This window comes from Mariniflexile litorale, assembly GCF_031128465.2.
Taxonomy (GTDB): domain Bacteria; phylum Bacteroidota; class Bacteroidia; order Flavobacteriales; family Flavobacteriaceae; genus Mariniflexile; species Mariniflexile litorale.
The window spans coordinates 1539427-1565788 of sequence record NZ_CP155618.1; the positions used below are offsets into that span (position 1 = coordinate 1539427).

The window sequence follows — 26362 nt, forward strand, 5'->3', positions numbered from 1 at the left end:
TTTACTTAAAGTGAAATAATTATCATAATGAAAAGAGAATCTTTACTCAATTATATTTATCGTTTTTTTGATATTATTGTTCTTTTATTCATTGTTTTCGATTTAGGCTATGATTTTGCCGATAATTTCACCTCAGCACATGTAGCCAGCTTGTTGGTTCTCTTATTTTTTCTATTGTTTTTCAATGCCGTTAAATTTTTTGTTTATAAGTTCAAAAAAGGCAAAAATGTCGCTTTTGTGAACATGGTTATAATCGCTGTGTTACTAGTGGCTTCACTTATTGTATCATTATTCCACTTAAGCCATGATTATCATTACATTCTACAAAGAATAAAACCCATTCTTGAAGGCGGATTAATTCTTTATTTTTTATTAAGACTCTTTGTTTTAGTAAGACACATTTATGATGTATATTTTAATCCTGCCATTGTATTTGTAGGCAGTTTTGTGATTTTAGCTTTAGCTGGTGCATTTCTACTTATGTTACCCAGCGCAACAACCCATGGCATTAGCTTTACTAACGCCTTATTTACAGCAACCAGTAGTGTGTGTGTAACGGGTTTAGCAGTTGTAGATACTAGTGCAGACTTTACCGTTATGGGGCAATCTATTATTTTAGTCTTAATACAGTTAGGTGGTATTGGTATTTTAACTTTCACATCGTTCTTTGCTTTTTTCTTTAGAGGAAGTTCATCTTTTAAAGAAGGACTAAATACCAAAGATTTTTTAGCGCATGAAGGTTTGAAAGATGTTTTTAGAGTCGCACTAAACGTCGTGGTATTTACGCTTGCTGTCGAAATTGTTGGTGCTTTATTCATCTATTTTTCAATAACAACCAATCAGAGTATCGATAATCGTTTTTTCTTTTCTATTTTTCATTCAATCTCAGCGTTTTGTAATGCTGGATTCTCTATATTTTCATCTGGATTATTTGACGAAAGTATTCGTTTTAATTACTTCTTTCAATGGATTATTATGATTCTTATTATTTTTGGCGGACTAGGCCATCACATCATATTCAATTTTTATAAATATATAAAAACCTATGTTTTAGAATTATTCAATAAAAAAATAATCCATAAACGTGTATCTATAATAACTCTTAATTCTAAAATAGTTATTTATACTACGGCCATATTATTGTTTGTTGGATGGATTTTCTTGTTTATTTCAGAATACAGTAATACCTTGTTAGAACATACTACCCTTTTTGGAAAAATCACAAATGCTGCCTTTAACTCGGTAACACCAAGAACCGCAGGTTTTAACGTGGTAGATTATAGTCAAATGACGGTGCCTTCATTATTATTTATTATATTTTTAATGTGGATTGGTGCATCGCCTGCCTCAACTGGTGGTGGTATAAAAACGAGTACCTTTGCATTGGCTACTTTAAACATATTTGCCATTGCGAGAGGAAAAAGTAGAATAGAAATTTTTGGAAGACGCTTTTCAGCAGAATCTACCTCCAGAGCCTTTGCTATTTTATGTATTTCACTTATCATAATTGGCACAGCCATTATGAGTTTGTTAATTTTAGAACCCAAAGACACACCCCTATTAACGGTGGTTTTTGAATGTTTTTCGGCATATAGTACTGTTGGTTTAAGTTTGAATTTTACACCCACACTTACCGAAGCTAGTAAATACATTATAATAGCCGTTATGTTTATTGGTAGAATAGGAATGCTCAATTTAATGATTGGTTTATTGCGTCAAATCAACCATCAATTCTATGAGTATCCAAAAGAAAATATTTTAATTAACTAAAAGTTTAATTACATGAAAATAATTGTTTTCGGACTTGGAAATTTTGGAATGTCGTTATGTTTTAGTCTTACTGAAACTGGCAACGAGGTTATAGCTATAGATAAACAAATGGACAAAATTAATCTTGTAAAAGATAAAATTTCACATGCCATTTGTATGGATTCTACAAACGAATTGGCTTATGAAGCGGTTCCTTTAAAAGATGCCGATAAGGTTATTGTTGCTATAGGCGAAAACGAAGGAGCTGCTATTATTACCGCTGCTATTATTAAAAAGCTATGCGATGTTAAAATTATCAGTCGAGCCTTATCGCCCATACACGATACCGTTTTGGATGCTATGGGTATACATAGTATTGTACATCCAGAACAAGATTCGGCGGACAGACTTACAAAACAAATTAACTTTAAATCTACGCTAGAAAACTATCAGCTAGATAATAATTATACCATTTCAGAAGTAAAAGCTAAAAAAGAGTTTTACGGTAAAACATTACACGAATTAGATTCTATAGATAAATACAGTCTCACTTTAATTACCATTATTCGTGAATTTGAAAAGAAAAATTTAATAGGAAAGAAAACAATTGTTAAAGAAACCTTAGGTCGCACCTCACCCGAAACCGTTATTTTAAACAATGATATTTTAGTAGTTTACGGTAATAATAAAGATATTGAAAACTACTGCATGGGAGAAGAAGAATACGATTTAAGAAATAAGAATATTTAAGATGATAAAAAACGATTTATTTTTAAGAGCATTAAAAGGAGAAACTGTTGAACGTCCACCTGTTTGGATGATGCGTCAAGCCGGTCGCTATTTGCCAGAATTCATGGAAATAAAAGCCAAATATGACTTTTTCACACGTTGCCAAACACCAGAATTAGCAAGTGAAATTACGGTACAGCCTATCCGTCGTTTTGGAATGGATGCTGCCATTTTATTCAGCGATATATTAGTAATTCCACAAGCTATGAATATTGAGGTACAAATGAAGCCAAATTTCGGGCCTTATCTTCCTAATCCAATTCGTACATCAAAAGATGTCGAAAACGTTATTGTACCCGATGTTAAAGAGTCTTTAAATTATGTGTACCAAGCTATAAAAGCCACTAAAGAATTATTGAATGATGACATTCCTTTAATAGGTTTTGCAGGTTCACCATGGACCATTTTATGCTATTGTGTGCAAGGTCAAGGCAGTAAAAACTTCGATAAAGCCAAAGAATTTTGTTTTACAAACCCTGTGGCTGCACACTTATTGCTTCAAAAAATAACCGATACCACCATTGCTTATTTAAAGGAAAAAGTAAAAGCAGGTTGTAATGCTGTACAAGTATTCGATTCTTGGGGTGGCATGCTTTCACCCGTAGACTATCAAGAATTTTCATGGCAATACATCCAACAAATTATCGACGCTGTAAAAGAGGACGCCCCTGTAATTGCTTTTGGTAAAGGCTGTTGGTTCGCGTTAAACGACATGGCTAAATCGGGCGCTTCTGCTTTAGGAATTGATTGGACGTGTTCTGCAAGAAATGCACGTTATTTAACGGGAGGAAACATAACACTTCAAGGTAATTTCGACCCTTCACGTTTATTATCGCCACCTGCTGAAATCAAGAAAATGGTTCACCAAATGATTAATGAATTTGGTAAAGACAAATACATTGTTAACCTTGGCCATGGTATTTTACCTAACATTCCGTTAGAAAATGCAAAGGCTTTTGTAGATGCTGTTAAAGAATATAAAATCCCATCTTAATCTTCCCAAAAGGAAGGAACTCATACTGGGAATCTTATTAGAAAATCTACCATACTGAATTATTATGTTTTCTAAATTGAAAGTCAAATAACAATATTTAATAACAAAATAGTTTCTTCTCCTTTGGAGAGGATTAATGAGATGAATGATTAAAAACATAGCCTTAGGAATACAAGCATATTTTGGTGCGTTTGGTTTAATTTCTAAACTAAAACTCTGGAAATATTTTGCAGTTCCTATGCTTATAAGTTTTATTACTGCCATTTTTATTGGTATTTCTGCTTACGGGTTATCCGATAATATTGGGTTTTACATCTCAAAACTTTGGATTTGGAACTGGGGTAAAGAAACCTTTACAACCATCGGCAATATTATTGGAGGACTGTTTATAATCATGATCGGTCTTATACTATTTAAGCACATCATAATGGCATTATCAGCACCGTTTATGAGTCCTGTTTCCGAAAAAATTGAAAATCATTTAATTGGAGAGAGACATACACACCGCAAAACATCATTTAGTGAGCAACTTTGGAGAGGTATCAGAATAAATGTTAGAAATTTAAGTTTTGAGTTATTATTAACCATTCCTATTTTACTTCTTGGTTTTATTCCCGTAATTGGTGTTTTCTCAACAATTTTATTGTTTATAGTTCAAGCTTATTATGCTGGTTTTGGTAATATGGATTATACGTTGGAACGCCATTTTAAATACAATGAAAGTATTCAATTTGTTAAAAATCATCGAGGTTTAGCTATTGGAAATGGCATTGTTTTTATGCTGTTTTTGTTAATTCCTGTCATTGGTGTTATTTTAGTACTGCCTCTTTCAGTAACTGCTGCTTCGGTAAAAACGATTGAAGCATTACAATTAAAATCTCATTTACCTAATGCTATTTAAATTTGAAACTTTTTATATCGAACCTGTTCAAATACAAGATTCTTGGGCTATTTGCGATTTCGTAGTTTCAAACGACGACCGGTTAAAACGCTATTTTCCAAAAACTTTAGAACAAAACTTAACCCCAGATTTATCTAAACGATTTATTGACAAAACCATAAAAGAACAGCAATTAAAAGAAACCTTCTTATTCGCCTTAAAAGAAAATAAGACCAAGAAAATAATAGGGTTAGTTTATATTAAAAATATTGATTGGTTAAAAAAACAAGGTGAATTTGCATATTGTGTTGGCTACCAATATGAAGGCAAAGGACTCATTAGTCAATCTGTAAAAGTTTTATCAAAATATGCCTTTGACGTTTTAGGTTTAGAAGCACTTCAAATTATAGTCCATAAATCGAATATTAGTAGTATTAAGGTTGCAGAAAATTGTAATTTTAAATGGCAAAGCATTTTAGAAAACGAATTTACTCCAGTTGATGAAAACCCATTAAACATGGAGTTGTACGAATTATTAAAAAACAAAGAATTTCATGGTTAAAAAAGTATTACTCTCCCCATTTCAAAAATTTGTTAAAATAGAAAGTTCTAGTGGTATTTTATTACTGCTGGCCACTATTTTGGCTCTAATTTGGGCAAACTCTCCATTTTCTGAAAGTTACCAATCACTCTGGCAATATAAAGTAGGTTTTGTTACAGAAGGTTTTGAATTAAATAAGCCTATTATTCTATGGATAAACGATGGTTTAATGGCTATTTTCTTTTTCTTGATAGGTTTAGAAATTAAACGTGAGTTCCTTATTGGAGAGCTTAATTCCATGAAAAAACTGGCGTTTCCTCTTTTTGGAGCCGTGGGAGGTATTATTGTACCCGTTTTATTGTTTTTTATAATGAATAAAAACCCTGAAACATTTCAAGGTTGGGGCATTCCCATGGCAACTGATATTGCGTTTTCATTAGCCCTTTTAAATGCTCTTGGAAGCAGAGTCCCTTTAAGTCTTAAAATATTTTTAACAGCTTTCGCAATTGTAGACGATTTAGGTGCTGTTTTGGTTATTGCTATATTCTATAGCAGCAATATCCAATTAGGCTTGTTAGGTATGGCGTTATTACTATTAACGGTTTTGTATTTACTATCATACAAAGGGTATTACTCTAAGTTTATTATGATATTCTTAGGAATCATTATTTGGACACTGTTCTTAAAATCTGGTATCCATCCTACATTAGCTGGTATTTTATTAGCTTTTTCCGTACCTATTCATCAAAAAATTAAAACACCGGAGTTTATTGATAATTTGGTTACTATCACAAACAATATTAAACAAGCTTCCATATCAAAAAAACCTATTTTATCAAAAGAACAAATTCAACAAATTGATGATTTAGAAGATTGGACCAATAAATACCAATCACCCTTACAGCATTTAGAACATAGTTTACACGATTGGGTAGCTTATTTCATCATTCCCTTATTTGCATTGGCAAATTCTGGTGTTATATTAAATAGCGGTATGGATATAGAAATGGCTTTAGTAATAAGCATTAGTATTTGTTTGATATTAGGAAAAAGTATTGGTATAACCTCAATTATTTTTATAGCTAGAAAATTAAAACTCATTGAAGTTCCAGCTGATATTAGTAACCAACAAATTGTTGGTGTATCATTTTTAGCAGGTATTGGTTTTACAATGGCTATTTTTATAGCAAGCTTAGCTTTTTCTGAGAGTCCAAAATACATCGATTCTGCAAAAATTGGTATTTTAATTGGCTCTGTTATCGCAGCATTAATAGGCTATATTATTTTACGTTATAAAAAGCAATAATGAAATAAAAAGACCTGTAAGGTTTCAAAATCTTACAGGAAAAAAAACTAAGGAACAAAACAATAACCTCAACCCGCAAAGACTCAAAGACTTTGTAGATTTATCCATGAAAGACAAATTCTATCAATACATACAAAACCTTCAAGACACCATTACCTCAAAACTAGAAGCAGTTGATGGCAAAGCAACTTTTCAAGAAGACATTTGGGAACGACCAGAAGGTGGCGGAGGGCGTACGCGTGTTATCGAAAACGGTAATGTTTTTGAAAAAGGAGGCGTAAATATTTCTGGTGTTCACGGTAAATTACCCGACAGTATGCAAAAATACTTTGGCGTTGAAGATGCTGATTTTTTTGCTTGCGGATTAAGCTTAGTGCTACACCCTAAAAATCCGATGGTTCCAACCGTTCATGCCAATTGGCGTTACTTTGAAATGTATGATAAAGATGGAGCTATTGTAGACCAATGGTTTGGGGGCGGACAAGATTTAACCCCCTATTATTTGTTTGAAGATGATGCCGTTCATTTTCATAAAGTTTGTAAAACAGCTTGTGATAAGCACCATCCAGAATTTTACGAAACCTACAAAAAACGTTGCGATGATTATTTCTACAATGCGCATCGTAATGAAGGTCGTGGTATTGGTGGTTTGTTTTTTGATTATTGTAAAGCCACAGATGCCATGTCTATGGAAAACTGGTATAATTTTGTAACCGAAGTTGGCAATAGTTTCCTTGAATGTTACGTACCTATTGTTGAAAAACGCAAAGCTTTACCTTTTTCAAAAGAACAAAGAGACTGGCAAGAAATTCGTCGTGGTCGCTATGTAGAATTTAATTTGGTACACGATAAAGGCACGCTTTTCGGACTTAAAACCAACGGACGTATAGAAAGTATTTTAATGAGCTTGCCTCCACATGTGCAATGGGTTTACGACCATCAACCCGAAGTTGGAAGTGAGGAGGAAAAATTAATTAAGGTTTTACAGAACCCTAAAGATTGGGTGTAATGAATTGCTATTGTGGAAACAAAATCCCCTATTCAGAATGTTGCGAAAAAATACATCATGACATTCATCAAGCCATAACTGCAGAACAATTAATGCGTTCAAGATATAGTGCATTTGTGAAAGCTGATGGCAATTATTTAATGCAAAGTCACCATAGTTCAACAAGACCAATAAAAGAGAAAAAGTCAATTATTAAATGGGCAAAATCTGTACAGTGGATTAAGCTTGAAGTTTTAGAAACTTCAAAAGGAAAATCAAACAATACAGAAGGAACTGTTACATTTAATGCGTATTTTTATGAAAAAGGAAATGTAGAAGTCATTCATGAAAAATCCACTTTTATAAAAGAAAATAACCATTGGACCTATTTAGGGTTAAGTAAATAAAAAATTAGAAATGTATCCTTTAAAAAGAAACCGACGATTAAGAACCAACGAAGCTATTAGAAGTTTAGTTAGAGAAACCATCATATCACCAAACGATTTTTTAGTACCTCTTTTTGTAGTAGAAGGCAAAGGTGTGAAAGATGAAATCCCATCCATGCCAAATTACTTTCGTTATAGCTTAGATTTATTGGAGAATGAGGTTAAGGAACTTTGGAGTTTGGGGTTGAAATCGGTATTACTATTTGTAAAAGTGCCCGATAATTTAAAAGATAATAAAGGAAAAGAAGCCTTAAACCCATACGGATTGATGCAACGCGCCATTAAAACCGTTAAAAATGCTTGTCCAGAGATGTTGGTCATGACCGATGTGGCATTAGACCCCTATTCGGCTTATGGACACGATGGTATTATTGAAAACGGCATTATTGTTAACGATCCAACTGCAGATTTTCTTGCAGAAATGAGCATTTCCCACGCACAAGCTGGCGCCGATTTTGTAGCACCAAGTGATATGATGGACGGACGTATTTTAACCATCCGTGAGGCTTTGGAAGATAAAGGTTTTATCAACACAGGTATTATGAGTTATTCGGCAAAATATGCCTCCGCATTTTACGGCCCGTTTCGCGATGCGCTAGATTCTGCTCCTGTGGATATGGTTGATATTCCTAAAGATAAGAAAACTTATCAAATGGATTATGCCAACCGTTTTGAAGCCATTCGAGAAACTGAAATGGATATTGATGAAGGTGCAGATATTGTGATGGTAAAACCAGGCTTATGTTATTTAGATATTGTTCGTGAAATAAAAAATGCTGTGGATGTGCCTGTTGCTGTATATCAAGTATCTGGTGAATATGCCATGTTAAAAGCCGCTGCTGAAAAAGGTTGGCTAGACCATGATGCTGTTATGATGGAACAAATAACCGCCATTAAACGTGCTGGAGCCGACGTGATTGCGAGTTATTTTGCAAAAGACGTAGCTATACTTATAAATAAATAATTGGTTTATTATTATAAATAATTAATATTTTATTATATTTCATTTCGATTAATTCTATTAACTATAAATATACTATTGATTCAAAATGGATGACATTGATATAAAAATCATAAAAATGCTTCAAAAAAACGCTCGTGAAGCATTTGCAAGAATTGGAAAACGGGTTGAACTATCAGCTCCTGCAGTTGGTAAACGCGTCAAACAGCTAGAAGAAAAAGGTATTATTCAAGGATATTCTTTACAACTGAATCATAAAAAACTTGGTATAACAACCAAAGTGTATATCGTTCTAAAAATTCATCAATCAAGCACCTTAAAAACTGCCTACAACCAAATCATAAATTTGGAAGAAGTACAACGCTGTGACAGAATCACTGGTGAAGACCGTTTACAGATTTTAGCCTTTTTTAAGGGTCATAAAGATTTGGTTACATTCATCGAACGAATTTCGCAATATGGTATCCCCAATACGAGTATCATACTAGAGAATTCATAAGCGTATTCAATAACACGTATAATATTCTTAAATTAGCAAAAACACCATACGCTGATGACACTTCTTATTCTTTACGCATTCATATCCATCTTTTTTTCATTTCTATGCTCCATTTTGGAGGCTGTACTTTTAAGCGTAACACCAACATTCATTAATATAAAAAAGAAAGAAGGTCGCGGATATGCAGAAACTTTGGATGCTTTAAAAAAAGACGTTGACAAACCGCTAATAGCAATTCTGACTCTAAATACTATTGCACATACAGTTGGCGCCATTTTGGTAGGTGTACAAGCGGAAACCGTTTTTGGAAATGGCGACAATGAAATCATGATTGTATCGGCTGCTATGACCTTGTTAATTTTAGTACTATCTGAAATCATCCCTAAAACCATCGGAGCAACCTACTGGAAAAATCTGGCTAACTTCACTTCAAAAGCACTCAATATTCTTATTTTTCCTTTAAAATATACGGGCATTCTTTGGGTGCTGCAGTTAACCACAAAACTGATTGGTGGAAAAAATGCCCACGTAAGTACTTTAAGTCGTGATAGCTTTTTGGCTATGGCTGATATTGCCCATGAAGAAGGTGTTTTTCAAGAATCAGAAAGTAAGGTTATTAAAAACCTTCTCAATTTTAAAAAGATTTTAGCCAAAGATATCATGACACCAAGACCTAGTATGGTGTCTGAAGATGAAACCACTTCTGTAAAAATATTCTTTGAAAAAAACCAGAATCTACGGGTTTCCCGAATACCAATTTATTCAGACAATCCTGACAATATTACTGGATTAGTTTTGAAAGATGATGTTTATAAAGAAATGGCATTAGATCATGATGATAGAACTTTAGCTGACATTAGAAGAGATATCATCATCGTAGAAAGAAACCTTCCCATCCCTATTTTATTTCAAAAGTTGGTGGACAGCAAAAACCACATGGCATTGGTGGTTGATGAATATGGTACAGTAACTGGTTTGGTAACCATGGAAGATGTTATTGAAACACTTCTTGGGTTAGAAATCATGGATGAAAGCGATAATGTAGAAGACCTTCAACTACAGGCAAGGAAAAGTTGGGAACAACGCGCCAAGCGTCTTGGGATGATTAATGATGAAGATAAGTCTGAATCTGAAGAATGAAAATAACACAAAAAGGCATTAACGACTAATCTTTGCTTTACCCAAAATGTTTGTAATGCCGATAAGAATCTCAATAAATTATTTATGCTAATTCAATCGAATAGTTACTAAATAAGTATCTTATACTTTTATTTTTCGATCTTCTCATCAACAGTATAGCTCATGTTATAATAGCCTATATGACCATTTTCTGTGATGCCTTCTACTACAACGAGCATATCGCCAGTATTATCTGCATTATAAAAATCAATTTGTGCTTTGCCTTCTATATCTGTTATAATATTGGGGTTCCAATATACTACCGAACGTAAATCTGGGATATTCCAATCATCATGCTGCAAGTCTTCGTATTTAGGTGCATAAAATTCGCGTTGGGGAGTTAATCCTGAGATAGTTCCTTTAAAAATTCCAGATGTTCTTTGTACGCCGAAAAGACCTTTTTTGGAATAGGTATAAATGCTTATAAATGAAATTGTAAGTGCTCCGTCTAAAGCTCTAGGGTCGCCAAACACCTCGTTTACATATTTTCTTGGATTCTTAGGACTTTTTATTATCTCTACACTTTTAATTTCTTCAGTAGGCAAACTCCCTATTAACCCGTAATTTTCAATTTTTACGGGTATGCCATCTATAATGATAAAGGTAAAATCTGCTCCATGTGCTTCGGCCAATAGAAATCCTCCATTCCTTCCAACTCTTCGAATAGAAATATCTTCTGGATAACTAAATAGCAGTACACTAAATAGCCCATAAGACCATTTTTTAATTTCCTTATGCAACTCCTTATCTTCAATTACAATATCTGGTGGTCCATGCAAATTCATCATCTTCTCTCGTTCGGTCGTTAATTTATACCCAGAAAGTTTAACTTCATCTAAAGCAATAGTTCCACTCGATACTTTAAAATCTTCTTCTACGTGCTTTCGCTCAATATTTTCTTTGAGATAATTGTTTATAGAATCGACTAATTGTATAGACTCCTTTTTTTTATAATTAATATTTGGTGGCAATGTTTTATCAATATTAATTGTATAGTCCTTTTGCTTTCCTTTATAATTCTTTGATTGTATTAAGATTTCTAAATCGTCAGCATACATATCGTCTAAATAGAAATTAAAATATCCTGTACTATCAACTTGTTGTTTAAAAACACTTTGAGGTTTTCCAAAAGTCATCAAAGTTAAATCTAAAGGTTGCTTTTTCTTATTATTTGGGTTGAAAAATTCACCCACAGTTCCAGAGACAACTAAAGTCTTTTCGGGTTCGATTTTAAAGTTGGTTGTTATTTCTGAATTTTCATATTTATAATGTCGCCAGCCTTGAGTTAACATAAGTGCATCCATATCTCGATGCCTATTTTTATTTGCTTTATCAAAATAAATATAAGGAGATTCGATGTTGCCTCGTAATTCTGAATTCAATAAAAAATAAGACAGGATGTTTTGACGCCTATCTTGCATCCTTCCCAATTGCTCTTTATTAAGAATTAACACCGAAAGATGAGCCTTAACTAACTGACTGTCTTTATCTTTTGTGAAGATATTAATAATCGTTTTATCTCGTTGACTATACTGTTTTAAATGAGGCGTAGCTGTTATATTTAATCTGTAATCTTCCGAAAAATTATAAATTAAACGCTCGCAAACAGGTTCTTTGTTTGTATTTAATATGGTTAACTTAACAATACCTTCAGGTAATGATTTTTTTTCTAATGCTATATTAACAATACCATTTTTTAACTGAAGCTTTGAATTATGGAACGTAACACCTCTTGATTGCACTTTTAAATAAATACTATCCTGTTTAAGATCATTTGAGTTTATACCAATTCTTATATAATTACCGGCTTGTCTAACAGTTAAAACCTGCCCTATCGGAACTACTTTAGGTAGCATGAATTTATATTCAACATCTCTATTATTTTTTACACTTCCATAATATATTTTATCCACATCTGCCTTAAAATATGTAATACCCATGCCAAGTTTATTACTTACAAAAGGAGCAATAACAGAATCATACTGGTCAACAATATTGCCAGAGACTTTTTGTCCTTCATTTTTATAATCTAAAGCTTTAAATGCAACGGTACTTAAGACGCCATCCACCAATTTTCCGCCTTCAGGAAAAAACTGTAAATCTAAATAGTCTTTGTCTATAAAAAATGTTTTACTATATGTATTAACAAAGCCATAATTATTATTTTTAAGCTTGATGGCATCTAATCTCAACTCCAATTTTGCTTTTACTACGGCTTCAGGAAGCAAATAATTAAAACGATAATCACCCTGTTTATCCTTTTTTATTTCTACGGAATCTTCTTTAGTATCCATATCAATATATAACATGAGTTTACCTCTATATTTGGGATCTATAACTCTAGGAAAAACTTTTGCCGATAACTCATATTGTTTAGATTCATTTTCTGTTAGTATAATCCCTCTAATAGCTTCCTCGTTCTCTAAAATAGTTTTAGGAGTATAAAGATTTATATAGTATTCACTTATAAAATCCGCATCAAAATTTGTATTCCATTTTGTATAAGCACGAATTAAATAACGCCCTGAACTCATTGCTTCATTTAATTGAAAAAAACTATCTGCTATTCCTTTTTCTAACTTTAATAATTTTTGATCTATAACTCTTTCATCAAAATCTATGAGTTCTACATGTAAAATACCTGATAGTTTGGTAGGCGTATGGTTCAAATCTGTAACAATGGCTTTAAACCAAATGGTTTTATCTGTTGTAAAAACGGTGCTACTTAATTGAAGATATATTTTCTCTGCATAAAATTCTTTGGAAGTTGTTAGATTTAAATCTTGTTCTTGGCATTGAACTCGGTTATTTGCAAACAAAAAAAGAATATAGAATGTTAAACCTAAAAACTTATTTTTCAAATCTTTTACGTATTAATTGTCTTATAAAGATATAAAAATAGTTAATTACCCTTGTTTTTGTAAATTAGTCATTCTAAAAAAAGATTTTATGGAAGAATGCATCATCAAATCGCCTTTAGGTTATACCAAAATTATTGGTGACGCTGAAGGAATCTCCTCGGTAATTGTTCTTAATTCCGAAGAAAAAGTAACCGATATTATCCCTGCTGAACTTGAAGATTCTGTTATTCAACTTAATGAATATTTTGAAGGATATCGCACAAAATTCGATCTTAAATTAAATCCACAAGGCTCCGATTTTCAAAAGCAAATTTGGAAACTATTAGAACAAATTCCATATGGAAAAACAGTTTCTTATTTGGATTTATCAAAACAATTGGGTGATGTAAAAGCTATTCGAGCGGTTGCTAACGCCAATGGTAAAAATCCGTTGTGGATAATCGTTCCTTGCCATCGTGTGATTGGAAGCAATGGCAGTTTAACAGGTTACGCAGGAGGTTTACATCGCAAACAATGGTTATTGGAACATGAAAGTCCATACAAACAGCAATCTCTTTTTTAAATTTAGTATTCTAATAAGTCAAAAGTAGAAACACATAAAATATTTGCTATATTTATTTCAACTAAACGTATTCAAATGAAATTCCTTAAAAAATTTTTAAAGTGGACTGTTGTATTATTAGGCTTATTACTAATTGGTCTTTATATTTTTGATTATGGATATATTTTAAGAGGTGCAAAAATTGTTTACTTTACAGGACACAATACCGCATTTATTGACGATTATCCTTATTTTGAAAATGATACTATCAAAAAAGGAACCACTACAGATGAGTGGCCCATTCATAAAAATTACAATACAGTAAAAGAAACCGAAAAACTTTCAAAAGTTAATAAAGATTGGGGAACCATAACTTATTTAATTATTAAAAATGATAGTATTTGGTTTGAAAATTATGATGCCGGTTTTAATAAGAATTCTAAAACAAACTCCTTTTCGATGGCTAAGAGCATTACAACATCATTATTAGGAAAAGCAATAATGGATGGATATATAAAGAGTTTAGATCAACCTGTTAGCGATTTTTACTCACAATATTCTTATGCTAAAACAACTGTTGGAGATTTAGCTTCAATGGCATCTGGTTTAGATTGGGTAGAACATTATACAAGTCCGTTTTCAGTAACCGCTAGAGCCAATTACGATGATGATTTAGCAGAAACCATTTTAAACCAAAAAGTAGTAAAAACACCAGGTAAAGAATTTGAATATTTAAGCGGAAGTACACAATTACTTGGAATGATTATTCAAAAAGCTACTAAAAAATCTTTAGCTAGTTACCTATCAGAAAGTTTTTGGCAACCTATGGGAGCAACTAATGATGCTCTTTGGCAATTAGATGATAGCGAAAACAAATTGGCTAAAGCTTTTTGCTGTATTTCAAGTAACGCCAGAGATTTTGCCCGTTTTGGGAAATTATACAAAGACGATGGAAAATGGAATGGCAAACAACTTTTAGATTCGGCTTTTGTTGTAAAATCCATCACGCCACGTTTTATGGATAGTCCGCAATACGGCTACGGTTGGTGGCTAAAAGATGTTGGTAATAAACATTTTTTTATGATGAGAGGTCACCTTGGGCAATACGTTATTGTAGAACCTAACGATAACGTGATTATTGTGCGTTTAGGGCATAGAAAATCGCCCGATGAAGGTGTGGGACAGTTTACCGAAGACATTACGGTTTATATTGAGGAAGCTTATAAGATGCTTGAACAATGATTTCAAAACTCCATTTAGAAACCATATTATTTCTGGATATTGAAACCGTTCCAGAAACCCAGTATTTTTCAGATTTAGACGAAACCAAACAAGCACTCTGGGAACATAAATCCAAATACCAAAGAAAGCAAGATGAAACCGCAGAAGATTTTTACGAACGTGCCGGAATTTGGGCAGAATTTGGTAAAATAGTATGTATATCCGTTGGTTATTTCATTCTCAAAGGAGATTTAAGACAATTTCGAGTGACTTCATTTTACGGTGAAGAAGTTAAAATTTTAAAGGATTTTAAAAATTTACTCGTTTCACATTTTAGCGAAACAAAACATTTACTTTGTGCCCATAATGGCAAGGAATTCGATTTTCCGTACATTGCACGCCGCATGATAATCCACAACATAGAGTTGCCTTATAAACTCAATCTCTTTGGAAAAAAACCTTGGGAAATTCCGCATTTGGACACCTTAGAATTATGGAAGTTTGGCGATTACAAATCTTATACATCCTTAAAATTATTAACGAACGTGTTAGGTATCCCTTCACCCAAAGACGATATTGATGGCAGTGAAGTTTATAGAGTTTTCTACGAGGAAAATGAAATAGACCGTATCGTCATTTATTGCGAAAAAGACACCATTGCCGTAGCACAAATATTTTTAAGGCTTCGTGGAGATGATATTCTTCACGACAAAGAAATTATTCATATATAATGAAAGAAACCCCCATTTTAACTATAAACGATTTATCTATTGCTTTTGGAACTAATGAAGTCATTCATCATATTTCCTATCAACTAAACCAAAATGAAATATTAGGTATTGTTGGTGAATCTGGTTCTGGTAAATCGGTATCTTCACTCGCTATTTTAGGGCTTCTTCCAAAGAAAATTTCAAAAATAACATCTGGAAGCATTTTTTATAATAATGAAGACTTAACAACATTGTCTTCAAAAAAATTTCAAAATATACGGGGCAAGCAAATTGCCATGATTTTTCAAGAACCTATGAGTTCTCTAAATCCATCTATGTCCTGCGGAAAACAAGTTCAAGAGATTTTACTACAACATACTAATTTATCGAAACAAGCAGCAAAAACAGAAACACTTTCTCTTTTTGAAAAAGTAAAATTGCCCAATCCGGAACGTATTTATAATGCTTATCCCCATGAAATTTCGGGAGGACAAAAACAACGGGTTATGATTGCTATGGCTATAAGTTGCAAACCCGATATTTTAATTGCAGATGAACCAACAACCGCCTTGGATGTAACCGTTCAAAAGGAAATTATAAAATTGCTTAAAGAATTACAGGCTGAAAACAAAATGAGTATTATTTTTATTACGCATGATCTTTCTTTAATCTCTGAAATAGCAAACCGAGCTTTAGTAATGTATAAAGGCGATATTGTTGAACAAGGAGAGGTTTCTACCATTTTTAAAACACCTCAACACATCTATACCAAAGCACTTATTAATTCGAGACCTTCATTAAAAACGCGCTTAAAAACGCTTCCAACTATTCAAGATTATTTAAACAATACCACTAAAACCGAAATTATAACCGCTGAAGAGCGCCAACAAAAACACGAAAAATTATACAGCACCCCCCCTTTATTAGAAGTTATAAATGTTGAAAAAGCCTATATTTCAAAAAGCGGTTGGTTTAGTAAACCCACTGTTTTTAAAGCAGTAGACAATGTGAGTTTTAAATTGTACGAAGGCGAAACTTTAGGCCTTGTTGGAGAATCAGGTTGTGGAAAATCTACTTTAGGAAATGCCATTCTTCAATTGGATAAAGCAACTTCTGGACAAATTCTATATAACGGTATTGATATTACAAAACTTTCAAAATCAGATATAAAAAAACTTCGAAAAGACATTCAAATTATTTTTCAAGACCCATACTCATCATTAAACCCAAGAATTCCAGTAGGAGAAGCTATTATGGAACCCATGAAGGTACATAAGCTATTTCATTCAGATGAAGAACGCAAAGAAAAAACAATTGATATTTTAAATAAAGTGGGGTTATCTGAAGAATATTTTAACCGCTATCCTCATGAGTTTTCAGGCGGGCAAAGACAACGTATTGGTATTGCAAGAACTATTGCATTACAACCAAAACTTATCGTGTGTGATGAATCGGTTTCTGCTTTAGATATATCCGTTCAAGCACAAGTTTTAAATTTGTTAAATGATCTTAAAGAAACGTTTGGTTTTACTTATATTTTTATCTCTCACGATTTAGCTGTTGTAAAATACATGAGCGACCAATTGTTGGTTATGAACCAAGGTAAAATTGAAGAATTGGACGATGCCGATGTTATTTATGCATCGCCCAAAACAGCTTATTCTAAAAAATTAATTGATGCCATCCCAAAGGGATTATAGCATAAATATTTTCTTAGTTAAATACAGTAAACTTTTTATAAATTGTAAATTCGAACGTAGTGTTTCTTTGAATTTACTTTCATTAAATGTAGGTTGTTCAGGTAGATTTGTTGCAAAATTCATAGGCTTCAAGTTTATAGTAGATTTGGGGGAAATCTATTTATTTTGATTGGTTTATTTTAGACAGCTAATATCAAATAAAAATTTAATATATCGGTTTAAAAACATAAAAAATCGACTAAATGTAATTATTTTTAACATTTTATGGGTTTTAAAGTAATTTCAACTATAGATTTTGCCATTTAAATTCGCTTTATTTTTTAATATTAAATATTTTAAAAGCACATTTCTGGAATATCACTTTCTATAATTAAAATGCCCTCAGTAGCTTTCTTTATTTCTTCAACCGAAATTCCAGGTGCACGCTCCAACAATTTAAAACCTTTATTAGTAACTTCTATAACAGCTAGATTAGTTACAATTTTTTTTACACAGCCTACGCCTGTTAAAGGCAAAGTGCAGCGTTTTAATAATTTGGACTCACCTAATTTGTTGGTATGCATCATAGCCACAATAATATTTTCAGCACTAGCTACTAAATCCATCGCGCCTCCCATACCTTTTACCATACGTCCTGGTATTTTCCAATTAGCTATGTCTCCATTTTCAGCAACTTCCATGGCGCCTAAAATAGTTAAATCTACGTGTTTCCCTCTAATCATAGAAAAGCTTAAAGCAGAGTCGAAAAAACTTGCTCCTGGCAATGTCGTAATGGTTTGTTTACCTGCATTAATTACATCGGCGTCTTCTTCACCTTCAAAAGGAAATGGCCCCATACCTAATACGCCATTTTCACTTTGAAACTCTACTTCTATATCGTTACGCACATAATTGGCAACCAGTGTTGGGATACCTATCCCTAAATTCACGTAATAACCATTTTTCACTTCTTTTGCAATGCGCTTTGCTATACCTATTTTATCTAACATGTTCTAATTTTTTAATGTGTTGATTTGAAAATTAGCCAATTATGGTTTTTTACTAGATGAGATTATTTTAGAAATTATTAGAATAACAGATTTTAAATCTTTTAATAACTTTTCATCAGGGTTTGGATAATGTTCAGAGGATTGACAAAGTTTCAACCAATACTCTAATTCATCTGCTTTTTTAGCAGAAATTTTAAATTTATGAATAAAATCTCTTTTATTTTCAGCATTTTGAGCTTCTCGAATATTAGTTCAAATGGATGTTCCACTTCTAAATATTTGGGAAGCCATTTCAAACCTATTTCCTGCTCTAATTTTTTCGGAAAATGAAACTACATCCAGCGCCAGTTCAAATGTTAACCTAACTATTAAATTATCCAAATCATTTCTCATTTTCAAATCGTATAATTATCTAATTGACGAATTTCTAGCCCTTACCGTTCGTTGCTCAATACGTTTTTCGTATGTTTTACCTTGAAAAATACGCTGTACAAAAATACCTGGGATATGTATTTGATTGGGGTCTAAAGATCCTAAAGGCACAAGTTCTTCAACCTCAGCAACTGTTATTTTTGCAGCCCCACACATTACTGGATTAAAATTTCTAGCAGTTCCTTTAAATATTAAATTTCCAGCTGCATCGCCTTTCCAAGCTTTTACAAAAGAAAAATCGGCTTTAAAAGCGTGTTCCAAAACATACATTTTACCATCAAACTCTCGGGTTTCTTTCCCTTCAGCAACTTCAGTACCATAACCTGCCGGCGTATAAATTGCTGGAAACCCTGCTTGTGCTGCTCGACAACGTTCAGCTAAAGTTCCTTGAGGAATCAATTCGACATCTAATTCACCTGAAAGCATTTGGCGTTCAAATTCATCGTTTTCACCAACATAAGATGATATCATTTTTTTTATTTGATGCTTTTGAAGCAATAAACCTAAACCAAAGTCGTCTACACCCGCATTGTTAGAAATGCATGTTAACCCTTTAATACCTAATTTCACTAATTGAGCAATCGCATTTTCAGGAATTCCACTAAGCCCAAAACCACCTAACATAAAGGTCATATTGTCCGTAACTCCCTTTAGAGCCTCTTCCACATTAGCAACTTTTTTATTAATCATGCTTATATCTTTTTTTGCTTCTTAAAAATACGAAATAAAAAAGCCATTCTAAAAAAGAATAGCTTTTCATTTATATAATACGATAAGTAAAAAATTCGCTACTAAAAATTTAAATCGTCTGGTGCATTTTCAGAGTCTTCACCACTAACATAATTCCCCGATCCTTTAGAGCAATCAACATTAATAGAAAGGTTTGAAGGTGCTTCAAAATTACTTGTAGAAACATCTAGGGTTTTATCCGCATAACAACTCTTCATAAATAACCCCCAAATTGGTAAGGCCATAGAAGCCCCTTGTCCGTATAAAATAGATCTAAAATGTACTGCTCTGTCATCGCCACCTACCCAAACACCGGTTACTAAATTCGGTACCATTCCCATAAACCAACCATCACTTTGGTTTTGTGTGGTTCCTGTTTTTCCTGCAATAGCATTTGACAATCCGTACGGATAACCAGTAATAACTTCTTTATAAAATTTATCAGGCGCACCTGTTCTTCGTAATCGCGCTCCAGAACCAGACTCTACAACGCCTTGCATTAACTTCACAGTAACATAAGCTTCCTCTTCACCTAAAACATCACGGGTTTCTGGTTTAAATTGATAAAGAATCGTTCCGTTTTTATCTTCAATAGTTGTTACCATTACTGGCTTTGTATAAACGCCTTTATTGGCAAATGCTGCATATGCTCCTACCATTTCATAAACACTTAAATCGGCTGTACCTAAAGCAATGGAAGGCACCGCCGGAATATCGGATTCTACACCTAATTTCTTAACTAAATCTATTACAGGTTTTGGCCCAACTTTATCCATTAATCTGGCCGTTATCGTATTTACAGAGTTTGCTAATGCGTTTTTTAAAGTTCTTGAGCCTCCATACTCGCCTCCTGAATTTTTAGGACACCAATCTTCCATATTTCCATATTTGCCTTTTTCAATGCAGAAAGGTGTGTCCGGAAATTCATCACAAGGTGAATAATGTAATTGATCTATGGCTGCGGCATACACAAATGGTTTGAAGGTAGAACCTACTTGGCGTTTTCCCTGTTTAACCTGATCGTATTGAAAATGTCTAAAATTAATACCACCCACCCAAGCTTTTACGTGTCCTGTTTGCGGGTCCATAGCCATCATACCCGTTCTTAAAAACGTTTTATAGTAACGTATGGAATCTATAGGTTTCATAAGCGTATCTACTTCAGTTGCTTTTCCTTTTCTCCAGGCAAAAACAGACATTTCAGTTGGTTTGTAAAATGATGCTTCAATATCTTTATCTGATTTTCCTAAATCGTATTTCATTTTTCTCCAGCGCTCCGATTGTTTCATAGCGTTTTTTAACAATCTGTTTACTTCATCTTTAGATAAATCTAGAAAAGGAGCTGTTGGGTTTTTTTGAGGGGTATTTTGGCTAAAAAAAGCAGTCTGTAACCTAGACATATGTTCTTGCACCGCATTTTCGGCATATAATTGCATACGAGAATCAATGGTTGTATGAATTTTTAATCCATCATTGTATAAATCGTGTTTTGTACCATCGGGTTTTAGGTTGTTTTTAATCCAATCTTTCATAAAATTGTCTAAATACCCTCTAAAATAAGTGGCAATACCTTCACGATGTGATTCTGGTGAGTAGTTTAAATCTAAATCGGTTTTTTGAAGGGAGTCTTTTGTTTTTTCATCTATAAAATCATATTTCTCCATTTGTGCCAACACAACATTTCTTCTTTGTCTAGTGAGCTCTGGACGCCTTCTAGGATTGAATAACGATGAATTCTTAAACATGCCTACCAACGTAGCCGATTCCTTTAAATCTAAATCTTTGGGTTCTTTTCCAAAATAAATTCTAGCGGCACTTCTAATACCGTCGGCATTATTTAAAAAGTCATAGATGTTGAAATATTGTGCTATAATTTCTTCTTTGGTATATTGTCGTTCTAAACGGGTTGCGATAATCCATTCTTTAATTTTTTGGGTCATTCTACCCAATTTATTTTTAGAACCTTCACCATGAAACAATTGTTTTGCCAATTGTTGAGAAATAGTACTAGCACCACCACCACTGCCTAATTTAACTATGGCTCTTAAAGTACCAAACGCATCAATACCAGAATGGTTATGAAAGCGTGCATCTTCAGTAGCCAATAAAGCATCTACTAAATGCTGTGGTAATTCTTCATAATCAACAGGAGTTCTATTGTCGTTTAAATAGAACTTCCCTAATGTTTTTCCATCGGAAGAAATGATTTCTGCTGCCAAATTTGTTTTAGGATTTTCTAAAACCGTATGGTCGGGCATCTCACCGAAAAGCCCCCAAGAGGCAAATAAAAATATAAGAATTACAAACAGAATCCCTCCTGCAAATAGCATCCAAAACCAACGGATGTATTTTAAGAAGTCTTGAGTTGTGGGAGTTTGCTTTTTTGTTGCCATGGTTTAAGTGTCTTAAGTTATAAGTGTCTTAAGTAATTAAAATTAGGTGTTAGTTTTTACTAGGTTTTTCAATTCTAAAACCTATATCGATAATACCTTCAAGCTCAATAACGCCATTAACCTTTCCGTTTTCTCGCATAGCATGTTGAATATTAACTATATAGTTTCCTTTTTCTTTAAAAACAACCTGTTCTTTGTACCAAAGTTTATTTTCTTTAACATCTGTTAATCCAGTACCTAAAAATTTTCCTGATGGGTCTGCCATTTTATACTCCAAGGTGTCTTTTACTGTTTTTCCGTGCGGAAACGCCATTTCAACAATTAGAAATAAATTATTGTATTTATAGGCATTGGTATTTCTTAAATTAACAAATAAATTGTAGGCATTTGTTGAATCGGGAACCTTAATATTAAAACTAACAACAGAATCTTTATGCCATTTGTTTGGTATCGGTTGATACGCATCAAAAACACGATTAGGATCACAAGATGTAAACATAAAAGAAGTTATCAATAAAACTAATAGCACACTATTTCTCAATATTTTTGGTGTTTTGAGGTTTTTTCCTATTGTTTTTGTTTCTATTATTACTTTTTTTAGCAACTTGGTTTGTCTTTTTATCAGGCGAAGTGTTTTTATTGTCTGTATTATTGCGTCTCTTATTGTTTTTACGTTTTTTATTTGGCTTTGGACTATCAAAACGTGTTAAACTATCTTGACCTACAACGTTTTCAAACTCGGTTTTAGTATCTTCAATAAGTTCTGAAGCATATTCTTCCAGACTCGCAATTTTTTGATTTTTCTTATTTAAAGCAATAATTTCGTTGGCTTGTGTAGTCGTTATTTTATGCCAGTTTGCCCATTCTCCTTCATAAGCATACCACATATGGCCTTTAAAAATATCCGTTTTTTGGCATACTGCAGTTCCTTTTTCTGTTTGTAGTTTTATTTCTGTTTTTGGAAAGCTCTTTAAGGCATCAAGGTAACTATCTAACTCATAATTTAGACAACATTTAAGTTTACCACATTGACCTGCAAGTTTTAACGGATTTAACGATAATTGCTGGTAACGCGCTGCGGAAGTACTCACCGAACGAAAATCTGTTAACCACGTGGAGCAACACAATTCACGGCCACACGAACCAATACCACCAAGTCTGGCAGCTTCTTGACGAAACCCTACTTGTTTCATCTCAATTCGAGTTCTAAATTCGCGCGCAAATACTTTAATCAATTCTCTAAAGTCTACACGCTCTTCTGCGGTGTAATAAAAAGTAGCTTTACTGGCATCACCTTGAAATTCGATGTCAGAAATTTTCATATGCAACTTTAAATCGATCGCAAATTGACGTGCACGCACCTTCATAGGTTCTTCTTTTTCGCGTGCATCTTTCCAAATATCAATATCTTTTTGACTTGCTTTTCTGTAAATTTTAAGAATTTCATCAGGCGTTTCTGAAATATTTTTGCGTTTCATTTGAACACGCACTAATTCCCCCGCAAGGGTAACCATCCCAATATCATGACCAGATTGAGCCTGTGTAGCCACAACATCGCCAATACTTAAAGTTAAGTTTTCGGTGTTGTTGTAGTATTCTTTTCTACCATTTTTAAAACGAACTTCAACCCAACTAAACGGTTTTTCACCATTAGGAAGCGACATATTGGCTAACCAATCGAAAACAGTGAGTTTATTACAACTATCTGTTCCACAAGTACCATTATTTTTACATCCTTTTGGTTGACCGTCTTTTCCAGTTGAACAACTGTTACAAGCCATAAGTTTTTATATATTGAATTCGTTAATAATTAGATTATTACGAATGGAGGTTCATAATTCTTTTTAGTTTCCCACTTTCGTGGAAATGAAAATTTTAAAGGTTTTTTTTTGATTAAAACCCAAAAAATTCTTCTCGATGTAAATATAAGATTATTCTAAAGACTTAAAACAAAGATTTATTCATTAATTATTTCAACAAAAAATCTAAGCATCTTTCTTTTGAAAATGGTCAAAAATATTCCTTAAATCTTTTTTATATGGCAAGTGGTTAGCGCGTCCTTTTTTAAAGATGTCGTTACTATTGCCTTGTCCTTTTCTAAGTTCTTTTTGGGCTTCATGCGGCAACCTATTTATCTCCATACAGGTTGTAGAACAGCAATTTTCCATCTCTTTTTGACATTTTGGACACTGAATGAATAGCAAATGGCAAGCTTCGTTTGCGCAATTGGTATGCACATCGAAAGGTGCTCCGCATTGGTGGCAATTTGCTATTATATCTTCACTAATCCGTTCGGCGCGTCTGTCGTCAAACACAAAATTTTGACCTAAAAATTTATTATCTAAGTTTTGTTCTTTTACTTGGCGTGTATATTCAATAATTCCTCCTTCTAATTGGTACACGTTTTTAAAACCTTTATGTTTAAAATAGGCACTGGCTTTTTCGCAACGGATGCCGCCTGTGCAATACATCACTAAGTTTTTATCTTCTTTGTGATCTTTTAAATCTGTTTCAATAATGTCTAAAGAATCTCTAAACGTATCCACATCAGGTGTAATGGCATTTTTAAAATGACCTATTTCACTTTCGTAATGATTACGCATATCAACCAAAACCGTATTTTCATCTTCAATAAAACTATTGAATTGTTCTGCTGCCAAATGGATCCCTTTATTGGTAACATCAAATGTTTCATCATTTAAACCGTCGGCAACAATTTTATTGCGCACTTTCACTTTCAGCTTTAAAAATGATTTATTGTCTTGTTCAACCGCAATATTCAAACGGATGCCTTTTAAAAAATCGATGCTATCTAAATGGGCTTTGAATTCATTAAAGCGATCGGCAGGTAAAGACAGTTGCCCATTAATACCTTCGTGAGCTACATAAATTCTGCCTAACACCTCTAAAGCATCCCAAGTTAAAAATAAATGGTCTCTAAAAATTTGTGGATTTCCAATATGAGCGTATTGGTAAAAAGAAAGAGTTAAACGGCTTTTTCCAGCTTCGTCTATTAATTCTGCTCTTTCTTTTGCGCTTAATTTATTGTACAGTTGCATGCTATACTAATGTTTTAAGTTAAAGAATTATTTTATAATACAAAAGTACAATTTTTAAAAAAACTGACACAATAATCACAAAAAAAGCACCTATATAATAATTAGGTGCTTTTAAAGAAAAATTAGAGTTAGTCTACTTTAAAAGTATTCTAAAGATAAGTTTCATAGCAAAATCTTTCCCTATTTATTAATAGATACAAAATGTTGATAAAGGTTGCGTTATAAAATTGTAAGATGACAAAACTTATACTATTTTAGCATTCATTACTTTAGAAAATAAAAAAAAATGAGCAGCGAAAAAGAAGCTAAATTAAAAGCACTAAAACTTACATTAGATAAATTAGACAAGGCCTACGGAAAAGGTACCGTAATGAAAATGAGCGACAAAGCAGTAGTTGATGTAGACGCTATTTCATCGGGTTCTCTTGGCTTAGATATTGCCTTAGGCGTTGGCGGCTACCCACGCGGGCGTGTTATTGAAATTTACGGTCCAGAATCTTCAGGAAAAACAACCCTAACATTACATGCTATTGCCGAGGCGCAAAAAGCAGGCGGTATTGCAGCTTTCATTGATGCTGAACATGCTTTTGATAGATTTTATGCTGAAAAATTAGGCGTAGATTTAGACAACTTAATTATTTCTCAACCAGATAACGGTGAACAAGCCTTAGAAATAACAGATAATTTAATTCGCTCAGGCGCTATTGATATTGTAGTTATCGATTCGGTAGCAGCCTTAACACCAAAAAGTGAAATTGAAGGTGAAATGGGCGACTCTAAAATGGGGTTACATGCCCGTTTAATGTCACAAGCCTTAAGAAAACTAACAGCATCTATTAGTAAAACAAACTGTACCGTTATATTTATTAACCAGTTAAGAGAGAAAATTGGTGTTATGTTTGGTAACCCAGAAACAACTACAGGTGGTAATGCTTTAAAGTTTTACGCATCCGTGCGATTGGATATTCGTCGTTCAACTCAAATAAAAGAAACCGATGGAAATGTTACAGGTAATAAAACCCGAGTAAAAGTCGTTAAAAATAAAGTAGCTCCTCCTTTCAAAATGGCCGAATTTGACATTATGTACGGTGAAGGCATTAGTAAAGTAGGAGAGGTTTTAGACATCGCTGTTGAAAACGAAATTGTTAAAAAAAGCGGGTCGTGGTTTAGTTATGAAGATACTAAACTCGGACAAGGTAGAGATGCTGTGAAAGCATTAATAAAAGACAACCCAGAACTCATGGACGAACTCGAAGCCAAGGTTAGAAAAATAGCCAAAGCCGCTTCTGAATCAGAATAGTTTAAAAAATCCCGAATCATCGGGATTTTTTTTGTTTTAATACGCAACCTTTTAATAGCAAATGCATCTAAAGAATAAAAGTTAAAATTTTATTT

At 33.2% G+C, this 26362-nt stretch carries 23 protein-coding genes and 1 pseudogene; 16 read left to right on the forward strand and 8 right to left on the reverse strand.

Features of this window, described 5'->3' with window-relative positions:
* The first annotated feature begins 27 nt into the window (after positions 1–27).
* The 11 genes from QLS71_RS06445 (at position 28) to QLS71_RS06495 (ending at position 10293) form a co-directional block, all read left to right on the forward strand.
* On the forward strand, positions 28–1770 hold the full coding sequence (locus tag QLS71_RS06445; RefSeq protein ID WP_308991852.1) for a potassium transporter TrkG: 1743 nt from the start codon (positions 28–30) through the stop codon (positions 1768–1770).
* A 12-nt stretch (positions 1771–1782) separates the two neighbouring features.
* On the forward strand, positions 1783–2499 hold the full coding sequence (locus tag QLS71_RS06450) for a TrkA family potassium uptake protein (RefSeq protein WP_308991851.1): 717 nt from the start codon (positions 1783–1785) through the stop codon (positions 2497–2499).
* A gap of 1 nt (position 2500) precedes the next feature.
* Positions 2501–3532 carry a uroporphyrinogen decarboxylase gene (gene hemE, locus QLS71_RS06455; RefSeq protein WP_308991850.1) on the forward strand — a complete coding sequence of 344 codons (1032 nt, stop codon included), beginning with the start codon at positions 2501–2503 and terminating at the stop codon, positions 3530–3532.
* Positions 3533–3677: 145 nt separating this feature from the next.
* Positions 3678–4433, forward strand: coding sequence for an EI24 domain-containing protein (locus QLS71_RS06460; RefSeq protein WP_308991849.1), 756 nt, complete (start codon positions 3678–3680; stop codon positions 4431–4433).
* Complete coding sequence (locus QLS71_RS06465; RefSeq protein ID WP_308991848.1) at positions 4423–4974, forward strand: GNAT family N-acetyltransferase; 552 nt, start codon at positions 4423–4425, stop codon at positions 4972–4974. The genes QLS71_RS06460 and QLS71_RS06465 overlap by 11 nt, the downstream gene beginning before the upstream one ends.
* Positions 4967–6259 (forward strand): Na+/H+ antiporter NhaA, encoded by a 1293-nt coding sequence (gene nhaA / locus QLS71_RS06470; RefSeq protein WP_308991847.1) that lies wholly within the window; start codon positions 4967–4969, stop codon positions 6257–6259. The genes QLS71_RS06465 and nhaA overlap by 8 nt, the downstream gene beginning before the upstream one ends.
* A gap of 106 nt (positions 6260–6365) precedes the next feature.
* Positions 6366–7268 (forward strand): oxygen-dependent coproporphyrinogen oxidase, encoded by a 903-nt coding sequence (hemF, locus tag QLS71_RS06475; protein ID WP_308991846.1) that lies wholly within the window; start codon positions 6366–6368, stop codon positions 7266–7268.
* On the forward strand, positions 7268–7654 hold the full coding sequence (locus QLS71_RS06480) for a YchJ family metal-binding protein (protein WP_308991845.1): 387 nt from the start codon (positions 7268–7270) through the stop codon (positions 7652–7654). The genes hemF and QLS71_RS06480 overlap by 1 nt, the downstream gene beginning before the upstream one ends.
* Positions 7655–7664: 10 nt before the next feature.
* On the forward strand, positions 7665–8657 hold the full coding sequence (gene hemB / locus QLS71_RS06485) for a porphobilinogen synthase (protein ID WP_308991844.1): 993 nt from the start codon (positions 7665–7667) through the stop codon (positions 8655–8657).
* Positions 8658–8742: 85 nt separating this feature from the next.
* Positions 8743–9153, forward strand: coding sequence for an Lrp/AsnC family transcriptional regulator (locus tag QLS71_RS06490; protein ID WP_308991843.1), 411 nt, complete (start codon positions 8743–8745; stop codon positions 9151–9153).
* Between the two features lie 54 nt (positions 9154–9207).
* Entirely contained in the window at positions 9208–10293 is a 1086-nt protein-coding gene (locus tag QLS71_RS06495) for a CNNM domain-containing protein (RefSeq protein WP_308991842.1), read from the forward strand.
* A gap of 128 nt (positions 10294–10421) precedes the next feature.
* Here the strand turns inward: QLS71_RS06495 and QLS71_RS06500 are convergent, their stop codons facing one another.
* On the reverse strand, positions 10422–13193 hold the full coding sequence (locus QLS71_RS06500; RefSeq protein WP_308991841.1) for a hypothetical protein: 2772 nt from the start codon (positions 13191–13193) through the stop codon (positions 10422–10424).
* Between the two features lie 88 nt (positions 13194–13281).
* Between QLS71_RS06500 and QLS71_RS06505 the strand changes: the two genes are divergently transcribed.
* From QLS71_RS06505 to QLS71_RS06520, 4 genes are all read left to right on the forward strand, one after another.
* Positions 13282–13755, forward strand: coding sequence for a methylated-DNA--[protein]-cysteine S-methyltransferase (locus QLS71_RS06505; protein ID WP_308991840.1), 474 nt, complete (start codon positions 13282–13284; stop codon positions 13753–13755).
* A 75-nt stretch (positions 13756–13830) separates the two neighbouring features.
* Positions 13831–14976: a serine hydrolase gene (locus QLS71_RS06510; protein WP_308991839.1), complete on the forward strand. Its 1146-nt coding sequence runs from the start codon at positions 13831–13833 to the stop codon at positions 14974–14976.
* Positions 14973–15686 carry a 3'-5' exonuclease gene (locus QLS71_RS06515; RefSeq protein ID WP_308991838.1) on the forward strand — a complete coding sequence of 238 codons (714 nt, stop codon included), beginning with the start codon at positions 14973–14975 and terminating at the stop codon, positions 15684–15686. The genes QLS71_RS06510 and QLS71_RS06515 overlap by 4 nt, the downstream gene beginning before the upstream one ends.
* Positions 15686–17365, forward strand: a complete 1680-nt coding sequence (locus QLS71_RS06520) for an ABC transporter ATP-binding protein (protein WP_308991837.1) — start codon at positions 15686–15688, stop codon at positions 17363–17365. Before QLS71_RS06515 ends, QLS71_RS06520 begins: the two co-directional genes overlap by 1 nt.
* Before the next feature lie 335 nt (positions 17366–17700).
* On the opposite strand, the gene QLS71_RS06525 is transcribed toward QLS71_RS06520, so the two are convergent.
* From QLS71_RS06525 to QLS71_RS06555, 7 genes and pseudogenes are all read right to left on the reverse strand, one after another.
* Positions 17701–18354 carry a 3-oxoacid CoA-transferase subunit B gene (locus tag QLS71_RS06525; protein ID WP_308991836.1) on the reverse strand — a complete coding sequence of 218 codons (654 nt, stop codon included), beginning with the start codon at positions 18352–18354 and terminating at the stop codon, positions 17701–17703.
* A gap of 39 nt (positions 18355–18393) precedes the next feature.
* Positions 18394–18747 (reverse strand): annotated as a pseudogene (locus tag QLS71_RS06530) (four helix bundle protein).
* A gap of 15 nt (positions 18748–18762) precedes the next feature.
* Complete coding sequence (locus QLS71_RS06535; RefSeq protein WP_308991835.1) at positions 18763–19476, reverse strand: CoA transferase subunit A; 714 nt, start codon at positions 19474–19476, stop codon at positions 18763–18765.
* A gap of 101 nt (positions 19477–19577) precedes the next feature.
* Entirely contained in the window at positions 19578–21908 is a 2331-nt protein-coding gene (locus QLS71_RS06540; RefSeq protein WP_308991834.1) for a transglycosylase domain-containing protein, read from the reverse strand.
* Between the two features lie 49 nt (positions 21909–21957).
* A complete protein-coding gene (locus QLS71_RS06545; protein ID WP_308991833.1) occupies positions 21958–22407 on the reverse strand; it encodes a gliding motility lipoprotein GldH in 450 nt (149 codons plus the stop codon).
* A gap of 31 nt (positions 22408–22438) precedes the next feature.
* Positions 22439–23689 carry a regulatory iron-sulfur-containing complex subunit RicT gene (locus QLS71_RS06550; protein ID WP_308991832.1) on the reverse strand — a complete coding sequence of 417 codons (1251 nt, stop codon included), beginning with the start codon at positions 23687–23689 and terminating at the stop codon, positions 22439–22441.
* Between the two features lie 204 nt (positions 23690–23893).
* Positions 23894–24967, reverse strand: a complete 1074-nt coding sequence (locus QLS71_RS06555) for a rhodanese-related sulfurtransferase (protein ID WP_308991831.1) — start codon at positions 24965–24967, stop codon at positions 23894–23896.
* A 286-nt stretch (positions 24968–25253) separates the two neighbouring features.
* On the opposite strand from QLS71_RS06555, the gene recA reads away from it, so the two are divergent.
* Positions 25254–26267: a recombinase RecA gene (recA, locus tag QLS71_RS06560; RefSeq protein ID WP_308991830.1), complete on the forward strand. Its 1014-nt coding sequence runs from the start codon at positions 25254–25256 to the stop codon at positions 26265–26267.
* Positions 26268–26362 lie beyond the last annotated feature (95 nt).